Source organism: Bradyrhizobium sp. in8p8, from assembly GCF_000426845.1.
GTDB classification, from domain to species: domain Bacteria; phylum Pseudomonadota; class Alphaproteobacteria; order Rhizobiales; family Xanthobacteraceae; genus Bradyrhizobium; species Bradyrhizobium japonicum_C.
Genome location: NZ_AUGD01000001.1, coordinates 799,284 through 815,103 on the forward strand (window position 1 = coordinate 799,284; position 15,820 = coordinate 815,103).

Sequence of the window (15,820 nt, forward strand, 5' to 3'; positions counted from 1 at the left end):
CCGATGGCACCATCGCAACAGGCGAAATCGTCCAAATCTGCCCGTGGCTTGCTGACCGGGCTGGCCGTGGCCGCATGCTTGCTCGCGAGCCTGCCTGCCGCCGAGGCCCAGGCGCCCGCCAAGCGGCCTCCAGCCGCGCCGCAAGCCGCGCCCCAAGCAGCCCCGCAGGCCGTGCCCGGCTTCTGGGACCCGCGCCGACGACCGGAGCGGCCGGACCTGTCGCGCCTCACCGTCATCCGATTCCTGACGGAGACCGACTATCCGCCATTCAATTTCACCGGTGCCGACGGCAATCCGGCCGGCTTCAATGTCGATTTCGCCCGCGCGCTTTGCGAGGAGATCAAGGTCACCTGCACCGTCCAGATGCGCCGCTTCGAGACGCTGGTCGATGCCCTCACCTCCAACCGGGGCGATGCCATCATCGCCTCGATGGCGGTGAGCCCGCAGCTCCGCGCCCGCGTCGATTTCACCGATCCCTATTACCGCGTGCCGGCGCGCTTCGTCTCGCGCAAGGATGCCGTGATGCCGGAGATCCGGCCCGAATATCTCGAGGGCAAGAAGGTCGGCGTGATCGCGGGCTCGGCGCATGAGGCTTATCTCAAGGCGATGTTCACCGACGCCGAGTTGCACGCCTATCCCGGCGACGACGCGGTGCGCGCAGCTTTGCGCAGGGGCGAGGTCGATTTCATCTTCGGCGACGCCATCTCGCTCGCATTCTGGATCAACGGTACGGATTCCGGCGATTGCTGCGCCTTCTCCGGCGGCCCCTTCGTCGAGAGCCGTTTCTTCGGCGAGGGCATCGGCATTGCCGTGCGCAAGGGCAACGACGTGCTGCGTCAGGCCCTCAACTGGGCGATGTTCCGCGTCTGGGAGAAAGGCCGCTATACCGATCTGTGGCTACGCTATTTCTCGGTGAGCCCGTTCTAAGGCGAACGCCTCTCCCTCCGTCGTCGTTGCGAGGAGCGCAGCGACGAAGCAATCCAGACTGTTTCCGCGGAAAGATTCCGGATTGCTTCGCGGAGCCTGTCATCGGGCCGCGCTCTGCGCGGACCCGTTGGCTCGCAACGACGGTGCGAGAGGCAACACCGCTCACAAAATTGCATTTGGCCCGGAAATCGCTATTTTCCGCGGCCCGGAGGCCCCTGATGTCCGTTATCGATCTCGCCGCGAACCCGAGCGACTTGCGTGCGCTCGCCGAACAATCCAACGCCTGGCCGTTCGAGCAGGCGAAGGCCATTGTCGCGCGGCTGAAGAAAAGCCCGAAGGACGAGGTGCTGTTCGAAACAGGCTACGGTCCCTCCGGCCTGCCGCATATCGGCACGTTCGGCGAGGTCGCGCGGACCTCGATGGTGCGCCATGCCTTCCGCGTGCTGACCGAGGACAAGGTCAAGACGCGCCTGCTCGCCTTCTCGGACGACATGGACGGCCTGCGCAAGGTGCCCGACAACGTGCAGAACCGGGCGCCGCTGGAAGCCAATCTCGGCAAGCCGCTGACGCGCGTGCCCGATCCCTTCGGTACGCATGACAGCTTCGGCGCGCACAACAATGCGCGCCTGCGCGCCTTCCTGGATCATTTCGGCTTCGACTACGAATTCGCGAGCTCGACCGACTATTATACGTCAGGCCGCTTCGATGCGACGCTGCTGAAGATGCTCGCGGCCTACGACAAGATCATGGCGATCATCCTGCCGACGCTGGGGCCCGACCGGCGCGCCACCTATTCGCCGTTCCTGCCGATCAGCAAGACCACAGGTGTCGTGCTGCAGGTGCCAATGATCCGTCGCGACGTCGCGGCCGGCACCGTGACCTATGTCGACCCCGATACGAACCAGGAAGTCGAGACTCCCGTCACCGGCGGCAACGTCAAGTGCCAGTGGAAGGCCGACTGGGCGATGCGATGGGTCGCGCTCGGCGTCGACTACGAGATGGCAGGCAAGGACCTGATCGACTCGGTGAAGCTGTCCGGCGCAATCGCCAGGGCGCTCGGCGGCACGCCGCCCGAAGGCTTCAACTACGAGCTCTTCCTCGATGAGAAGGGCCAGAAGATCTCGAAGTCGAAGGGCAACGGCCTGACCATCGACGAATGGCTGCGCTACGCCTCGCCGGAATCGCTGTCGCTGTTCATGTACCGCGAGCCGAAGGCGGCCAAGCGGCTGTATTTCGACGTCATCCCGCGCAATGTCGACGACTATCAGCAGTTCATCGACGGTTTTGCCAAGCAGGATGCCAAGCAGCAGCTCGGCAATCCGGTCTGGCACATCCACAACGGCAGGCCACCGAAGGGCGACATGCCCGTCACCTTCCAGCTGCTGCTGACGCTGGTGTCGTCGTCGAATGCGGAGAATGCCGAGACGCTGTGGGGCTTCATCGGTCGCTATCGACCCGGCGTGAGCCCGCAGACGCATCCGAAGCTCGATGCGATGGTGGGTTATGCCATCAACTATTATCGCGACTTCGTCGCGCCGACGAAGCAGTTTCGTGTGCCCACGGATACCGAGCGCGCCGCGCTGCAGGATCTGCGCGATGCACTGTCGCAGCTCGCGCCAAACGCATCCGCCGAGGACATCCAGAACGTCGTCTACGAGGTCGGCCGCCGCGAGCCGTTTCTCGACCAGGTCAAGAAGGGCAAGGACGGCCGTCCGGGCGTCACGCTGGACTGGTTCAACATGCTCTACCAGGTCCTGCTCGGCCAGGAGAAAGGGCCGCGCTTCGGCTCGTTCGTCGCGGTGTACGGCATTCAGAACGCGATCAACATGATCGACGGCGCGCTGGCAAGGAGCGCGTGAGCGGCGCAATCACTGGCTCGCCCAGAGGATCCGCGCAATCCAGGCGACATCGCTCGACGCGACCCTTCGCGCCGCCTGCGACGCATCGAAGGGCGCCAAGTCCAGGGCCTTTGCCGTGCGCCGCTTCAGGGTCGCGATCGTGATCTCGCCCGTCTTGATCTTTACCACCACGCGATCACCCTTGCGGATCGGCGCCGCAGGCGAGACCAGGATGATGTCGCCGTTGCGATAAGCAGGCAGTAGCGCTGCGCCGGAAATCTCCAGCGCAAAGACCTGACCGTCCTCGGCGATCGGAAGCGCGATCTCGGTCCAGCCCCTGCCGGATGGAAGGCCGGCCCCATCGAAGGCCCCGCCGGTCCCGGCCTGCGCGAGGCCGAGCAGCGGCACCGAGCCGCGGTCGCTTACACCGCCGTCATCGATCAGCTTCGCAAAGCTGTCGATCGAGGCGTCGGCCGCGGCCAGCGCCTTTGCGATCGATTCTGTCGATGGCCAGCGCTCGCGGCCATCGACAGTGACACGTTTGGACCTGTTGAACGTGGTGGGGTCGAGCCCGGCACGCTTGGCAAGGCCGGACGGCGACAGCCCGGCACGCGCCGCCAGCCGATCCAGCGCGGCCCAGATCTGGTGGTGAGTCAGCATCCTCTGTGCTTTGGCCTGCCTGACCATGGAAGGTCCAGCCCGTCGCAACTCAGGAAAACTGTCCTCAAATCAACCGGTTTTCCCTTTTTCGCGCAAGGGCGGCGGCTAACTCTTGAGTTCGGCAGAGGCGGCCTTTACGGTCGCGGCCGGGTTTTGAGGACCCGCACGAGACGAAAAAATCCAAAAGACTCAAAGAACAAACAAGGCTGCGGTAGCGGTGGTCAAGATCTACAAAATCTGTCCGGCCTCGGCTTGGCGCGAGGCGGAACGGCAGGGTGTCTACCGGGGCAGCGCAGACGACGCGCGCGACGGATTCATCCATTTCTCGACCGCCGGCCAGGTTCCCGAGACCCTGCGCAAGCACTATTTCGGACAGCGCGCGCTGTTCCTGGTCGAGGTCGACGGCGATGCACTCGGCAGCGAGCTGCGCTGGGAGCGCTCGCGCAATGACGAGCTGTTCCCGCATCTTTACGGCGAGCTCGATCTCGGCACGGTGGTCACGGTGATCAACCTCACCATGCGTTCCGACGGCAGCCACGACGTTCCGGAGCTGCTGCCGTGATCCGCGCGTTCGACGCCTTCTCGCTGCCGGTGCTGCGCTGGTTCGATCCCGAGGACGCCCATCGCCTCGCGATCCAGGGCCTGCGCTTCCTGCCGCCGATCAAGCCCCGCCCTGACGACCCCAAGCTCGCCGTGCGCGCCTTCGGACTCAATTTTCCCAATCCGGTCGGGATGGCCGCGGGGTTCGACAAGAGCGCCGAGGTGCCGGACGCGCTGCTGCGGCTCGGCTTCGGCTTCGTCGAGATCGGCTCGGTGACGCCGAAGCCGCAAGAAGGCAATCCGCGGCCGCGGCTGTTCCGGCTCGAGCGAGACGAGGCGATCATCAACCGCATGGGGTTCAACAATGACGGAGCAGAGGCAGCTCTGCGCCGCCTTGCCGCGCGCGCACAGCATGGCGGCATCGTCGGCGTCAATGTCGGTGCCAACAAGGATTCGCCGGATCGCGTCGCCGATTACGTCAAGCTGATCGAGACCTTTGCGCCGGTGGCGAGCTATTTCACCGTCAACGTGTCCTCGCCGAACACGCCGGGCCTGCGCAATCTTCAGGAAGGCGCGCTGCTCGACGAGCTCCTCGCCCGCGTGATCGACGCCCGCGAGCGGGTGCGCCAGAAGGCCGGCGACACGCCGGTGCTGCTCAAGATCGCGCCGGATCTGAGCCTTGCCCAGCTCGACGACGTCGTGCAGGTCGCGCGATCGCGCCGGGTCGACGGCATGATCGTATCGAACACCACGATCGCGCGGCCGAGCACGTTGCGCGAGCAGGCGCGCGCCAAAGAGCAAGGCGGCCTGTCCGGCCGCCCGCTGTTCCGTCTGTCGACGCGGATGGTCGCAGAAACCTATGTGCGCGTCGAAGGCGCGTTCCCCCTGATCGGCGTCGGCGGTGTGGATTCCGGCGGCGCCGCGCTGACGAAGATCCGCGCCGGAGCCAGCCTGATTCAGCTCTATTCGTCGCTGGTCTACAAGGGCCTCGGCCTCGTCGACGAGATCAAGCGCGACCTGACCTCGACGCTGCTGCGGACAGGGCGCGATTCGCTGTCGGAGATCGTCGGCGCAGATGCCGCGACGCTCACGGCGGAAGACTGGCCAGGGATGTGAGCTACGCCTACGATTTCGGAAACGTCGCCCTATACAGCGCCGGATACCTTGCGCCCTGCAGCCCACCGCGCGCCACATAGAACGCGATCAGCGCGCTCCACAGCCCGGCATTGCCGAGAGATTGCAGCGCCAGCCAGACGCCGAAGAAGATCGCGAGCGAAACCAGCATCAGATTGCGCATCTCGCGTGCCCAGGTTGCGCCGACATAGATGCCGTCGAAGCCGAAGGCGAATACGCCCGGCAACGGCGCAAGCACGATGAACGGCAGGAACTCGCGCGCTGCGCGGCGGACGTCTTCACTGGCGGTCATGAAATTGATCAGCCCCGGCCCGAACAGCGCGAACAGCAAGGCAACGACCAGCGCGAAGCCGAGCCCCCACAGCAGCACCAGCCGGGTGGAATCCAGGAAACCCTTGGCGTCGCGCGCGCCCAACGTGCGGCCGCAGAGTTGCTGGGCCGCGTTGCCGATGCCGTCCAGAAAGAAGGCGCTGACCAGGAGGAAATTGTTGAGGACAGAGTTCGCCGCCAGCGTCACGTCACCGGCACGTGCGCCCTTTGCGGTGAAGAACAGGAATACGACGATCAGCGCCGCGGTGCGGATCATGATGTCGGAATTCACCGCCAGCAGGCGCATCAGCTTGACCCGGTCGAACAGGCGGGCGCGGGGAACGGCAAAGCCGCCCACCGCAGAGCGACGGCAGACGATGACGCCAAGCACGAAGCCGGTCGTCTCCGACAGCAGTGCGGCGATGGCCGCGCCGGCAATGCCGGTGTCATAGACCAACACCAGCAGGATCGTCGCCGCCATGTTGATGAGGTTGATGACGACCTGGAGCGCAAGCGCGGGATTGGCGCGGGCCTGCCCGATCAGCCAGCCGAGCACGACGTAATTGGCGAAGGCGAACGGCGATGACCAGATCCGGATCATGAAATAGGTCTTCGCCGCGCGCGTCACGCCTTCGCTGCCGCCCATCAGGTCGAATAGCACCGAGGTCAGCGGCAATTGCAGCGCGATCAGCCCGGTGCCGATCAGGCCGGCGACGATGAAGCCACGCACGAGGATGGCATTCAGTTCCTCAGTCACGCCCGCGCCGAGTGCCTGTGCGGTGAAGGCGAGCGTGCTCATGCGCAGGAAGCCGAACAGCCAGAACAGGCAGTCGAAGATGATGGAGGCCATCGCGACGCCGCCAAGCAGCGCGGCGTCGTCGAGCCGTCCGATCGCGGTGGTCGAAACCACCCCGATCAGCGGCGTGGTGAGGTTCGCGACCATGGCCGGTCCCGCGATGGCGAACACCTGTCGGGAGCTGATCCTGGGATGAACCGGTGCGTGCATGTCAGAACACGAGCACCATGCCATCCTCTGCAGCCAGATGCGGCACGTCGCCCAGACGCGACAGCATGTCGTCGCTCATATGGGTGAGGACGAGCCGCTTGGCGCCGATCGCGGGCAGATGCTGTTCCAAGGTCTTCAAGCTGAGATGGTTCTTGACAACCTTCTCGTACATGTAGGCTTCGGCGATGAAAAGGTCCGCGCCATGCGCCAGCGGAATGAGCGTCTCCGTCCATTCGGTGTCGGCGCTGTAGGCCAGCGTCCGGCCCTCAGCCTCGACGCGATAGGCGAGGAAAGGCCCGCCGGATTCGCCGTGCACAACCGGATACGGTGTCACCGTTATTGCCCCGAAGGTTCGACGCTGCTCTGGGGCGAGCTCGACCAGGTTGAGCTCGAAGCGCTGCCTGGTTTTGGAGGAGTGCTCGAACAGCGCTTCCATCACCTCTCGCAGCCGCGTCTCGATGCCTTGCGGGCCCGCAACCGTCAGCGGCCGCGTCCGCCGCGAAAACTGCGCGTCGAGCAGCAGGAACGGTAGCCCTGCGAAATGATCGCCATGGAAATGCGTGATGAGAATGAGGTCGATGTCCTCGCGCACGATCTCGAGCCGCTTCAGCGCCGGCAGAGCCGACGCGCCGCAATCGATCAGGAAATTCGCGGCGCGCCCCGAGACATGGAAGCAGGTGTTGAGCCTGCCCCCGGAGCCGAAGGCGTCACCGCAGCCGACGAAACGCAATTGCATCGGCTGCGTACTCCCTCGCCCAGGTCCTTACCGGCCGCGCGGCGCGCCGAACACGCGCGAGAGCAGCCAGATCGGGATCACGATGACCGCGCCGAGCAGGAAGTAGCGCCACAGCCAATTGATCGTGTCGAATCCGAGATCCCACAGACGCTGGAACAGCAGCTGGATGCTGTAGATGATGTTCCAGGGATCGAAGCCGATCGCCGCCAGCACGACGCCAACCAGGATCGAGAGCATGACCAGCCGGAACGCGACCGTCAGCGGGGAGCCGCCGAGAAAGCGGTGCAGGCCGTCGCTGCGGCCGGCCGGCAAATCTCTGACGTCTTGGACCATCGCAAACTCCTCAGGGGGATTCGACCCCAGTATAGGGCACGGCGAGGCACATGGGGAACCCGTAACGGCGCGTCAATCAGCTTACCGGAGTTTAATTCGGGCAGCGCCGGAGCTTCGACTGTGGCGCGCGGCTGGCCGCGGGCTCCTTAACCTCTCTTGTTTGCGACAGAAGTCGGCGCGCAGCGCGGAGTAAGGGCGCTCTCCTCTCGGCCGATCCCACCCTGGATATCCCGGGAGGGAGCGCATTGCTCGTGAGGACAGTTCATAGATCAATCTCCGCCGGTTCGGCCTTCAACATTCTCTCCAGCGTTTCCAGCCGGTCGGCCTCTCGCGGCGGCTTGTCCCAGCGCAGGCGGCTGATCCGGGGAAAGCGCATGGCAACCCCGGATTTGTGCCGCGGCGAGCGTTGCAGCCCTTCGAAGGCGACCTCGAGCACCAGGCCCTTGTCCGGCTCATGCACGACATGGCGGACCGGGCCGAACTTCTCGGTGGTGTTGCGGCGGACGAAGCGGTCGATCTGCAGGAGCTCCTCGTCGGTGAAGCCGAAATAGGCTTTTCCCACCGGCACCAGTTCGTCGCCGCCATTGCCGCCGGTCCAGACGCCGAACGTGTAGTCCGAGTAATAGGACGAGCGCTTGCCGTGTCCGCGCTGTGCGTACATCAGCACGGCATCGATGATGTGCGGATCGCGCTTCCACTTCCACCATTGGCCCTTCGGTCGCCCCGGCAGATAAGGCGCATCGCGGCGCTTCAGCATCACGCCTTCGACGGCGTCGGCGTCCTCGCCCGCACCGGCGCTCGCGGGATCGGCGCGCGCGGCAGTCAGCGCCTCCCAGCTCGCGAAGCGGACGGTGGGCGACAGATTGATGCGGGGATCGTCAAGCTTCGCAATGAAGGTCTCCAGCCGTTCCCGCCGCTCCGCGAAGGGCAGCTCGCGCAGATCGTTCTCGTCGTCGCCGAGCAGGTCGTAGGCGCGCAGGTGGATGGGGAATTCCTTGATCAGCTTCGGCGAGACCACCTTGCGGTTCAGCCGCTGCTGCAGGACGTTGAAGCTCTGCACGCGGCCCTCGCGCAGGATCAGAAGCTCGCCGTCGATGGCCCCGGGCAGCCGCAGCGACGGCACGAGATCCGGAAAGCTGCCGGTGATGTCCTCGCCGGTGCGCGAATAGAGCCGGCCCGTGATGTGGCCGCGGTCGTCGCGGCCCGCCACTGCCTGCACGCGGATGCCGTCCCATTTCCATTCCGCGATGTAGTCGGCGGGGTCGAGCGCCGCGAAGTCCGTGTCCTCGATGGCATGCGCCAGCATCACGGGGCGGAACGGCGCAGGGTCGCGGTTGACCGGCTTTTCGGCGCGGCCTTCCAGCCAGGCGAACAGGTCGAGATAGGGCGGCGCAAGGCCCGGCCAGATCAGCTCGACCTCATGCGGGTCCTTGTCGCCGAGCGCGGCCGCCGCGGTCTTGGCCAATCGCGCAGAGATGCCGATGCGCAAGCTCCCGGTGACGAGCTTCAGCAGCGCCCAGCGTCCGGTTTCGTCGAGCTCGTCGAGCCAGCGTTCGAGCTGCTTTGGCAGCTCGGTCTTGCCGAGCGTGCGCAACGTGGTGACGACTTCGGTGAGCGTTGGTGGCGGCGGGTTGTTGTGGGCGGCCAATGGCGCCTTCGGCCACATCAGCGCCACGGTTTCCGAGAGATCGCCGACATAGTCGTAGCTCAGCCCGAACAGCACCTCATCCGTGCGCGCCGCGATCAGGTCGCGGATCAGCGCAGGCTTGGCGTGCTTGAAGCTGAGCGCGCCAGTGAGCGCGGCGAGCGCGTAGCCGCGATCGGGATCGCTGGCCTCGCGGAAATACCCGGTGATCAGCCGCAGCTTGTTGTTGCGGCCGGGCTCATAAGCGAGACGGTCAAGCAGTTCGGCGAAGCGGTTCATGCCTCGGCCTCGCCTGGAATAGGCACCTCGCTCTCCTCCTCGTCGCCATAGCCGACGAGATCGAGCGGCTGCGCTTTGAGGCCCCTGCTCCGGCACCAATGCACCAGCGCGTCTTCCTGGCCGTGAGTGACCCAGACCTCGCCGGCGCCGGTCGCCCCGATCGTGGCGGTGAGGCCGTCCCAATCGGCATGGTCGGAGATCACCAGCGGCAGCTCGACCCCGCGCTGCCGTGCGCGGGCACGCACGCGCATCCATCCGGACGCAAAGGCGGTGACGGGGTCGGGAAAGCGGCGCGTCCAGAGATCCGAGGTCGCCGAGGGCGGCGCCAGCGTGATGGTACCGGCGAGCGCCGCCTTCTTCATGCCCTTCACCGGCCTGAGCTCGCCGAGTTCGATGCCGCGGCTCTGATAGTATTCGGTGATCTTCTCCATGGCGCCATGCAGGTAAATCGGTGCGTCGTAGCCGCTCCGGCGCAGCAACGCGATCACGCGCTGGGCCTTGCCGAGCGAATAGGCGCCGACCAGATGCGCGCGCTCCGGAAACAGCGCGACCGAAGCCAGCAGCTTCTTCACCTCGTCCGCGGCATCGCCATGCCGGAACACCGGCAGTCCGAACGTCGCCTCGGTGATGAAGACGTCGCAGGGCACGAGCTCGAACGGCGTGCAGGTCGGGTCGGGCGCGTCCTTGTAGTCGCCGGAGGCGACGATGCAGGTGTCCTTGCAGATCACCGCGATTTGCGCCGAGCCGAGCACATGGCCTGCGGGGTGAAACTTCACGCAGACATCGCCGAGCCGGATTTCCTCGCCATAGCGGATCGCTTGGGTCGATCCGGCAAAATTCTCGCCGTAGCGCAACCGCATCATGTCGAGCGTTTCCTGCGTCGCCAGTACGGCGCCATGGCCGGCGCGAGCATGGTCGGAATGGCCGTGGGTGATCACGGCCCGGTCGACCGGGCGCACAGGATCGATGTGGAAGCCGCCAGGCTTGCAGCACAGGCCGGCAGCATTTGGCAACAGGATGTCTTGCGGGCGCATGTGAGACATATAGGAAGCAGCCGCTCCAAATTAAGCCGTCATGCGCGGGCTTGACCCGCGCATCCATCCTCTTAAAGAGTCATCGTTTTGATGGATTGCCGGGTCGGGCCCGGCAATGGCGAGATAGTTCCCAATGCCCCTGCGCCTGTTCCAGTCCTCCGGCGATCTCATGGCGGACCGCCGCTTCGAGTTCGCGCGCGACCTCCAGCTCAAGGGCGATCTGCCCGCGGCCGCCGATCTGCTGGAGCAGGCCATCGAGCTCGCGCCCGATTTCACCTCGGCATGGTTCACGCTCGGCGAAATCCGAATGCAGCTTGGCGAACGCGACAAGGCCATCGCGGCGTTCCAGGAATCGCGGCGGTGCGACCCGGAGGACCAGCACGGCGCCGGCCTGCATCTGATCCGGCTCGGCGATGCGCCGCTATCTGAAATGCCGAAAGCCTATGTGCAGGCCCTGTTCGACCAATACGCGCCGCGCTTCGAGCACGTGCTGGTCAACGATCTCGGCTATCGCGCCCCTGCGCTGATCTTCAAGGCGGTGCTGGCCGCGCGCGTTGCGGCGAACAAGCCGGCTTACTTCAAGCGCACCATCGATCTCGGCTGCGGCACCGGCCTTGCGGCGGCCGCCTTCGCCAAACAGGTCGATCATTTCATCGGCATCGATCTGTCCCCCGGCATGATCAAGGAGGCGCGTGCGACGAACCTCTATGCCGAGCTCGAGGTGGCCGACATGATCGACGGTCTGCGTGCCAAGGCTGACGCCAGCGCGAACCTCGTCGTCGCCGCGGATGCATTCGTCTATCTGTCCGATCTCGCACCGGTGCTGAACGAAGCGAGGCGCGTGCTCGTACCAGGCGGCGTGATCGCCTTCACGCTGGAGACGCATGGCGGCAGTGGGATCGTGCTCGGCGCGGGGTTGCGCTATGCCCACTCTGCGGAATATGTCCGCGTCGCCATTGCCAGGGCGGATCTCAAATTGCTGACACTGGAGCCGGCTTCCCCGCGCAACGAGAACAACGAGCCGGTGCGCGGCCTCGTCGTCGTCGCCGAGAAAACTTGAGTCTAGGCGCTGAATCTGCAGCATTTAAGCGTCATTGCGTCGCAAAGCCGCGACTTCCCACTTGCGAGCAGAGCTGCGATGCCAGCACAATGCACTCGCTAGGGAGAAACAAATAATGACGAAGAATCCATCGCGGCGCGATTTCAGCGCCGCTGCGCTCGCTACCATCGCTGCCTCCACCTTGCCTGCACCTTATGTCTGGGCCGCCGAGAAGAAATACGATGCGGGCGCCAGCGACACCGAGATCAAGATCGGGCAGACCGTGCCGCATTCCGGCCCCGGCTCGCTTTATGGCGTGCTCGGCCGGATCGGCGAGGCCTATTTTCAGATGCTCAATGAGAAGGGCGGCATCAACGGGCGGAAAATCAAATTCCTCACCATGGACGATGCCTACAGCGCGCCGAAATGCGTCGAAGCGACTCGGCGTCTGGTCGAGCAGGAAGAAGTGCTGGCGCTCTACGGCTCGCTCGGCACCGCGCCGCAGACTGCCGTGCACAAATACCTGAACTCCAAGGGCGTGCCGCAGCTTCTGCTCAACACCGGCGCCTCGAAGTGGAACAACCCGAAAGAGTTCAAATGGACCATGGCGGGCCTGCCGCTCTATCCGACCGAGGCGCGCATTCTCGCGAGGCACGTCGTCAGCGTGAAGCCGAACGCCAAGATCGGCATCCTCTACCAGAACGACGATTTCGGCCGCGACTTCCTGGCGCCGTTCAAGAAGGTGCTGGCCGATGCCGGCGGCACCGCTCAGGTGATCATGGAGCAGACCTACGATCTCACCGAGCCGACTGTCGACTCCCAGCTGATCAATCTGTCGAAGTCGGGCGCCGACGTCTTCTACAACATCTCCACCGGCAAAGCCTCGTCGCAGTCGATCCGCAAAGTGGCCGAGCTCGGCTGGAAGCCTCTGCAGCTGCTGTCGGCGGGGTCGACCGGCCGCTCCATCCTCAGCGCCGCCGGCCTCGAGAATGCCGCCGGCATCGTCGCCATCCGCTACAACAAGGAGGTCGGCCTTCCCAAATGGGAGAAGGACCCCGATGTGATGGCGTTCGAGGAGCTGCGCAAGAAGTACACGCCGGCGATCGACCCCGACAATACCATCGCTTTCGCCGGGTATGGCCAGGCTGCGACCATGGCCGAGATCCTGCGCCGCTGCGGCGACGAGCTGACCCGCGCCAACGTGCTGAAGCATGCCTCGACGCTCGCGGGCTTCCATTCGCCGTACTTCCTCGACGGCGTCACCTACAGCTACACGCCCGAGAACTATACGCCGATGAAGACGCTGTTCATCTCCACCTTCACCGGCAAGGACTGGGACATCTCCGACAAACCGATGTCGGAATAGCCTTGCAGCACCGCGCGCTGCTGCCTCTCCTGCTCGCCAGGAGAGACAGCACGGGCGGCGCCTTGCGCTAACCTGCGATCGCCAGCCGATAAGCCCGCGTCGCATTCACGCCGAAAGCCTTGTCCCGCACACGCGGGCCAAGGCCCATCAAGCAATCCTCCAACGCGGTCTTGATCCTGCCGTAGCTTCCCGCAAGCAGGCACACCGGCCAGTCGGAGCCGAAGATCAGCCTGTCCTCGCCAAAGCATTCTGCGGCGTGCGCGACGAATGGAAGCAGCCGTTCCGCGTTCCAGTCAGTCCAGACCGCCTCGGTCGCGAGCCCAGAGATCTTGCACCAGACATTGCCGCAGGCCGCCAACGCCCTGATGAGGTCGGCCCATTCGGCGCTCCCGCCGGCGGCGATCGGCGGCTTGGCGGCATGGTCGAGCACGAAGCGCGCTTCCGGAAAGGCTTGCGCGGTTGCGATCGCCGACGGCAGTTCGCGGGTGCGGACGAGGAAATCATAGGCGAGATCGTGGGCGAAGACTGCCGTGAGGCCGCGCTGAACGTCCTCGCGGAGCAACCACTCGGGATCGGCCTCGTCATGGACCTGGTGGCGGACTCCGACCAGCTTGCCGCCGCCCGGCAAAGCACGCAGCCGGTCGAGCGTTTCGTCGAGCGCCCCATCCGTCAGATCGGCCCAGCCGACGACGCCGATGACGGAGGGCGTCGCATGCGCGATGCGCAGGAATTCCTCGGTCTCCTCCAGCGCGGAGCGGCACTGCACCAGGATGCTGGCGTCGAGGCCGTTTGCCTTCAGCAATGGCGCGAGATCGGCGGGCCCGAAGGCGCGACGGATCGGAGCGAGCTCGGGCGCGTCCATCCACGGATAGTCGGCGCGCGCCGGATCCCAGAAATGCTGGTGAGCGTCGATGATCATGCCCTACGCTCCGCCCGGGAGCGGCGCGCGCACATCGACGAGCTTTCGAGCGCGCAGCTCCTGCCAGAACGCGGCAGGCACCGCCTTCTCCGTCATCGCCATGTTGTCGGCGACCTCACCGGCATTGCGCGCGCCCATGACCGCGACCGTCACGGCCGGATGAGCCATGCAGAACTGCAGCGCGGCGGCTTTTAGCTCGGTGCCATGCTTGCGGCAGAGCGCATCGAGCTCCAGCGCACGTGCGACCAGCGCCGCGTCGGCGTCCTGATAGTTGAACTTCGCGCTCGTGGTGGGATTGGCCAGGATGCCGCTGTTGTAGAGGCCGCCGAGCAGGATGCCTATATGCTTGGCCTGACACAGCGGAAACAGTGCATGAAGCGCGCCCTGGTCGAGCAGCGTGTAGCGCCCGGCGAGCAGGAAGCAGTCGACCGGCACGGCTTCCGCGAAGCGAACCAGCATCTCCGACTGGTTCAAGCCGGCGCCGATGGCCTTGACCGTGCCGTTCTCGCGCAGCCGCTGCAGCGCGCGGAAGGCGCCGGTGACGGCATCGTCATAGTGGTCGTCGGGATCATGGACGAGCAGGACGTCGATACGGTCGAGGCCAAGACGCTCCAGGCTCTCCTCGACCGATCGCATCACGCCGTCATGGCTGAAATCGAACACCGGCCGCTCCCGCGGCGTGCCCTTGTAGTGCTCGTCCTCGGCGGGAGCGCCATCCGGTGCTCGCAGCAGGCGCCCGACCTTCGTCGAGATGACATAGGATTCGCGCGGTTGTTGCCGAAGGAACGCGCCGAGCCGCCGCTCCGCGAGGCCAAAGCCGTAGAGCGGCGCGGTATCGAAGAAGCGGACGCCGAGCGACCAGGCCCGCGCGATCGTGGCGTGCGCGTCAGCATCGCTGACGGGCGAGAACAATCCGCCGAGCGGGGCGGAACCGAGACCGATTGAGGTGACATCGAGAGCGCCGAGCCGCGACCATTTCATTCCCATTGCCTTCCAGCAGTCGTCCTTCCAACAATCATCTCCCCCGCTCGCGGAAACCGCAAGCGGGGGAGATACGCAGGAACGCGGGGCTGGCGGCGCTCCTACTTCAGCATCTGCGCGACGTTGTCCTTGGTCACGAGGTCGAGGCCGGTATAGACGATCTCCGGCACCTTCTCGCCCTTCTTGATGGCGAGCAGCGTATCCATCGCCTTCTCGCCCATCTCGAACGGACGCTGACCGACCAGCGCATTCGCATAGCCGTCGCGCAGCAGCTCGAGCTGCATCTTCAGCGTATCGGCCACGACCAGCGTGAACTTCCCGGAATCGATGTCCTTCTTGTTTCGGGAGGCAAAGGCCTTGAAGCCTTCGGGGGCGAACATCGGCCAGCCGCCGATGGGAACGATCGCGGCGAGATCGGGCGTTGCGGTGCGCATGTCCGTCATCTGCTGGACCGCGAGCGCGGGATCGTCGTTGCAGAAGGTCGGGGAACCCGCGACCTCGGTCCACTTCGATCCCTTCAGCGCCTCGCGCACGCCGTCGACGCGCTCGGCGAGGTTCTTGGCGCCGGGACCGCCGGACACCATGGCGTATTTGCCGCCGTCGGGCCGCATCTTCAGCAATTGCTTGCCGAGCGCGACACCGAACTCCTTGTTGTTGGTGCCGATATAGGCGATGCGCTTGGAGCCGGGGGCATCCGCATCGAAGGTGATGACGGGAATGCCGGCGGCAGTCGCGGCCTCGATCGACTTGGTCATCGCTGCGACATCCGCGACGGAGATAGCCAGACCATCGACCTTCTGCGTGATGAAGTCCTGGATGATCTGGGCCTGCGTCGCCGGCTCGTGCTCGACCGGTCCCTTGTAGATGCACTCGATGTTGCCGAGCTCCTTGGCACGCTTCAGGCAGCCGTCGCGCGCGAAGTCGAAGAACGGATTGTTCATCGCCTTGGGCACGATGACGAAGCGGTAGTTCGCGGCGAACGTCGGCGTCGCCATCATCGCAACCGCGATGCCTGCAAGAAGAAGCTTCCTCATTATCTCCTCCACCCTTGTTTGGTGCCCGTCCTTTCGAATC

General features: G+C 65.3%; 15 protein-coding genes. 6 read left to right on the plus strand and 9 right to left on the minus strand.

The genetic code is table 11. The annotated features are described in order from the left end of the window. Positions 1 to 3 precede the first annotated feature (3 nt). Together K408_RS0103845 and K408_RS0103850 are read left to right on the plus strand one after the other, a co-directional pair. Positions 4 to 927, plus strand: a complete 924-nt coding sequence (locus K408_RS0103845; RefSeq protein ID WP_024337135.1) for a transporter substrate-binding domain-containing protein — start codon at positions 4 to 6, stop codon at positions 925 to 927. A 218-nt stretch (positions 928 to 1,145) separates the two neighbouring features. Further along, on the plus strand, positions 1,146 to 2,786 hold the full coding sequence (locus tag K408_RS0103850; protein ID WP_024337134.1) for a lysine--tRNA ligase: 1,641 nt from the start codon (positions 1,146 to 1,148) through the stop codon (positions 2,784 to 2,786). 9 nt (positions 2,787 to 2,795) lie between these two features. Here K408_RS0103850 and K408_RS0103855 read toward each other — a convergent pair whose 3' ends face one another. Beyond that, positions 2,796 to 3,452 (minus strand): S24 family peptidase, encoded by a 657-nt coding sequence (locus tag K408_RS0103855; protein WP_024337133.1) that lies wholly within the window; start codon positions 3,450 to 3,452, stop codon positions 2,796 to 2,798. Between the two features lie 190 nt (positions 3,453 to 3,642). Here K408_RS0103855 and K408_RS0103860 point away from each other — a divergent pair, with 190 nt between their 5' ends. After that, positions 3,643 to 3,987, plus strand: a complete 345-nt coding sequence (locus K408_RS0103860; protein ID WP_024337132.1) for a DUF952 domain-containing protein — start codon at positions 3,643 to 3,645, stop codon at positions 3,985 to 3,987. After that, positions 3,984 to 5,081 (plus strand): quinone-dependent dihydroorotate dehydrogenase, encoded by a 1,098-nt coding sequence (locus tag K408_RS0103865; RefSeq protein WP_024337131.1) that lies wholly within the window; start codon positions 3,984 to 3,986, stop codon positions 5,079 to 5,081. The genes K408_RS0103860 and K408_RS0103865 overlap by 4 nt, the downstream gene beginning before the upstream one ends. A gap of 7 nt (positions 5,082 to 5,088) precedes the next feature. On the opposite strand, the gene K408_RS0103870 is transcribed toward K408_RS0103865, so the two are convergent. From K408_RS0103870 to K408_RS0103890, 5 genes are all read right to left on the minus strand, one after another. After that, the gene (locus K408_RS0103870) at positions 5,089 to 6,414 is read right to left on the minus strand and encodes an MATE family efflux transporter (RefSeq protein WP_024337130.1); all 1,326 of its coding nucleotides are present in this window, start codon (positions 6,412 to 6,414) and stop codon (positions 5,089 to 5,091) included. Between the two features lies 1 nt (position 6,415). Continuing rightward, entirely contained in the window at positions 6,416 to 7,150 is a 735-nt protein-coding gene (locus K408_RS0103875) for an MBL fold metallo-hydrolase (protein WP_024337129.1), read from the minus strand. Positions 7,151 to 7,177: 27 nt separating this feature from the next. Beyond that, positions 7,178 to 7,483 carry a DUF6460 domain-containing protein gene (locus K408_RS0103880; RefSeq protein WP_024337128.1) on the minus strand — a complete coding sequence of 102 codons (306 nt, stop codon included), beginning with the start codon at positions 7,481 to 7,483 and terminating at the stop codon, positions 7,178 to 7,180. A 262-nt stretch (positions 7,484 to 7,745) separates the two neighbouring features. Next, positions 7,746 to 9,407 carry an ATP-dependent DNA ligase gene (locus K408_RS0103885; protein ID WP_024337127.1) on the minus strand — a complete coding sequence of 554 codons (1,662 nt, stop codon included), beginning with the start codon at positions 9,405 to 9,407 and terminating at the stop codon, positions 7,746 to 7,748. Next, entirely contained in the window at positions 9,404 to 10,441 is a 1,038-nt protein-coding gene (locus K408_RS0103890; protein WP_035697784.1) for a ligase-associated DNA damage response exonuclease, read from the minus strand. The genes K408_RS0103885 and K408_RS0103890 overlap by 4 nt, the downstream gene beginning before the upstream one ends. 133 nt (positions 10,442 to 10,574) lie before the next feature. Here K408_RS0103890 and K408_RS0103895 point away from each other — a divergent pair, with 133 nt between their 5' ends. Next, positions 10,575 to 11,501: a class I SAM-dependent DNA methyltransferase gene (locus K408_RS0103895; RefSeq protein WP_024337125.1), complete on the plus strand. Its 927-nt coding sequence runs from the start codon at positions 10,575 to 10,577 to the stop codon at positions 11,499 to 11,501. 115 nt (positions 11,502 to 11,616) lie between these two features. Continuing rightward, complete coding sequence (locus K408_RS0103900; protein ID WP_024337124.1) at positions 11,617 to 12,846, plus strand: ABC transporter substrate-binding protein; 1,230 nt, start codon at positions 11,617 to 11,619, stop codon at positions 12,844 to 12,846. Positions 12,847 to 12,913: 67 nt separating this feature from the next. Here K408_RS0103900 and K408_RS0103905 read toward each other — a convergent pair whose 3' ends face one another. The 3 genes from K408_RS0103905 to K408_RS0103915 form a co-directional block, all read right to left on the minus strand. Then, positions 12,914 to 13,765, minus strand: coding sequence for an amidohydrolase family protein (locus K408_RS0103905; RefSeq protein ID WP_024337123.1), 852 nt, complete (start codon positions 13,763 to 13,765; stop codon positions 12,914 to 12,916). Positions 13,766 to 13,768: 3 nt separating this feature from the next. Then, positions 13,769 to 14,746: an aldo/keto reductase gene (locus K408_RS0103910; RefSeq protein ID WP_024337122.1), complete on the minus strand. Its 978-nt coding sequence runs from the start codon at positions 14,744 to 14,746 to the stop codon at positions 13,769 to 13,771. A 101-nt stretch (positions 14,747 to 14,847) separates the two neighbouring features. Then, positions 14,848 to 15,780 (minus strand): sugar-binding protein, encoded by a 933-nt coding sequence (locus K408_RS0103915; RefSeq protein ID WP_024337121.1) that lies wholly within the window; start codon positions 15,778 to 15,780, stop codon positions 14,848 to 14,850. Positions 15,781 to 15,820: the final 40 nt, after the last annotated feature.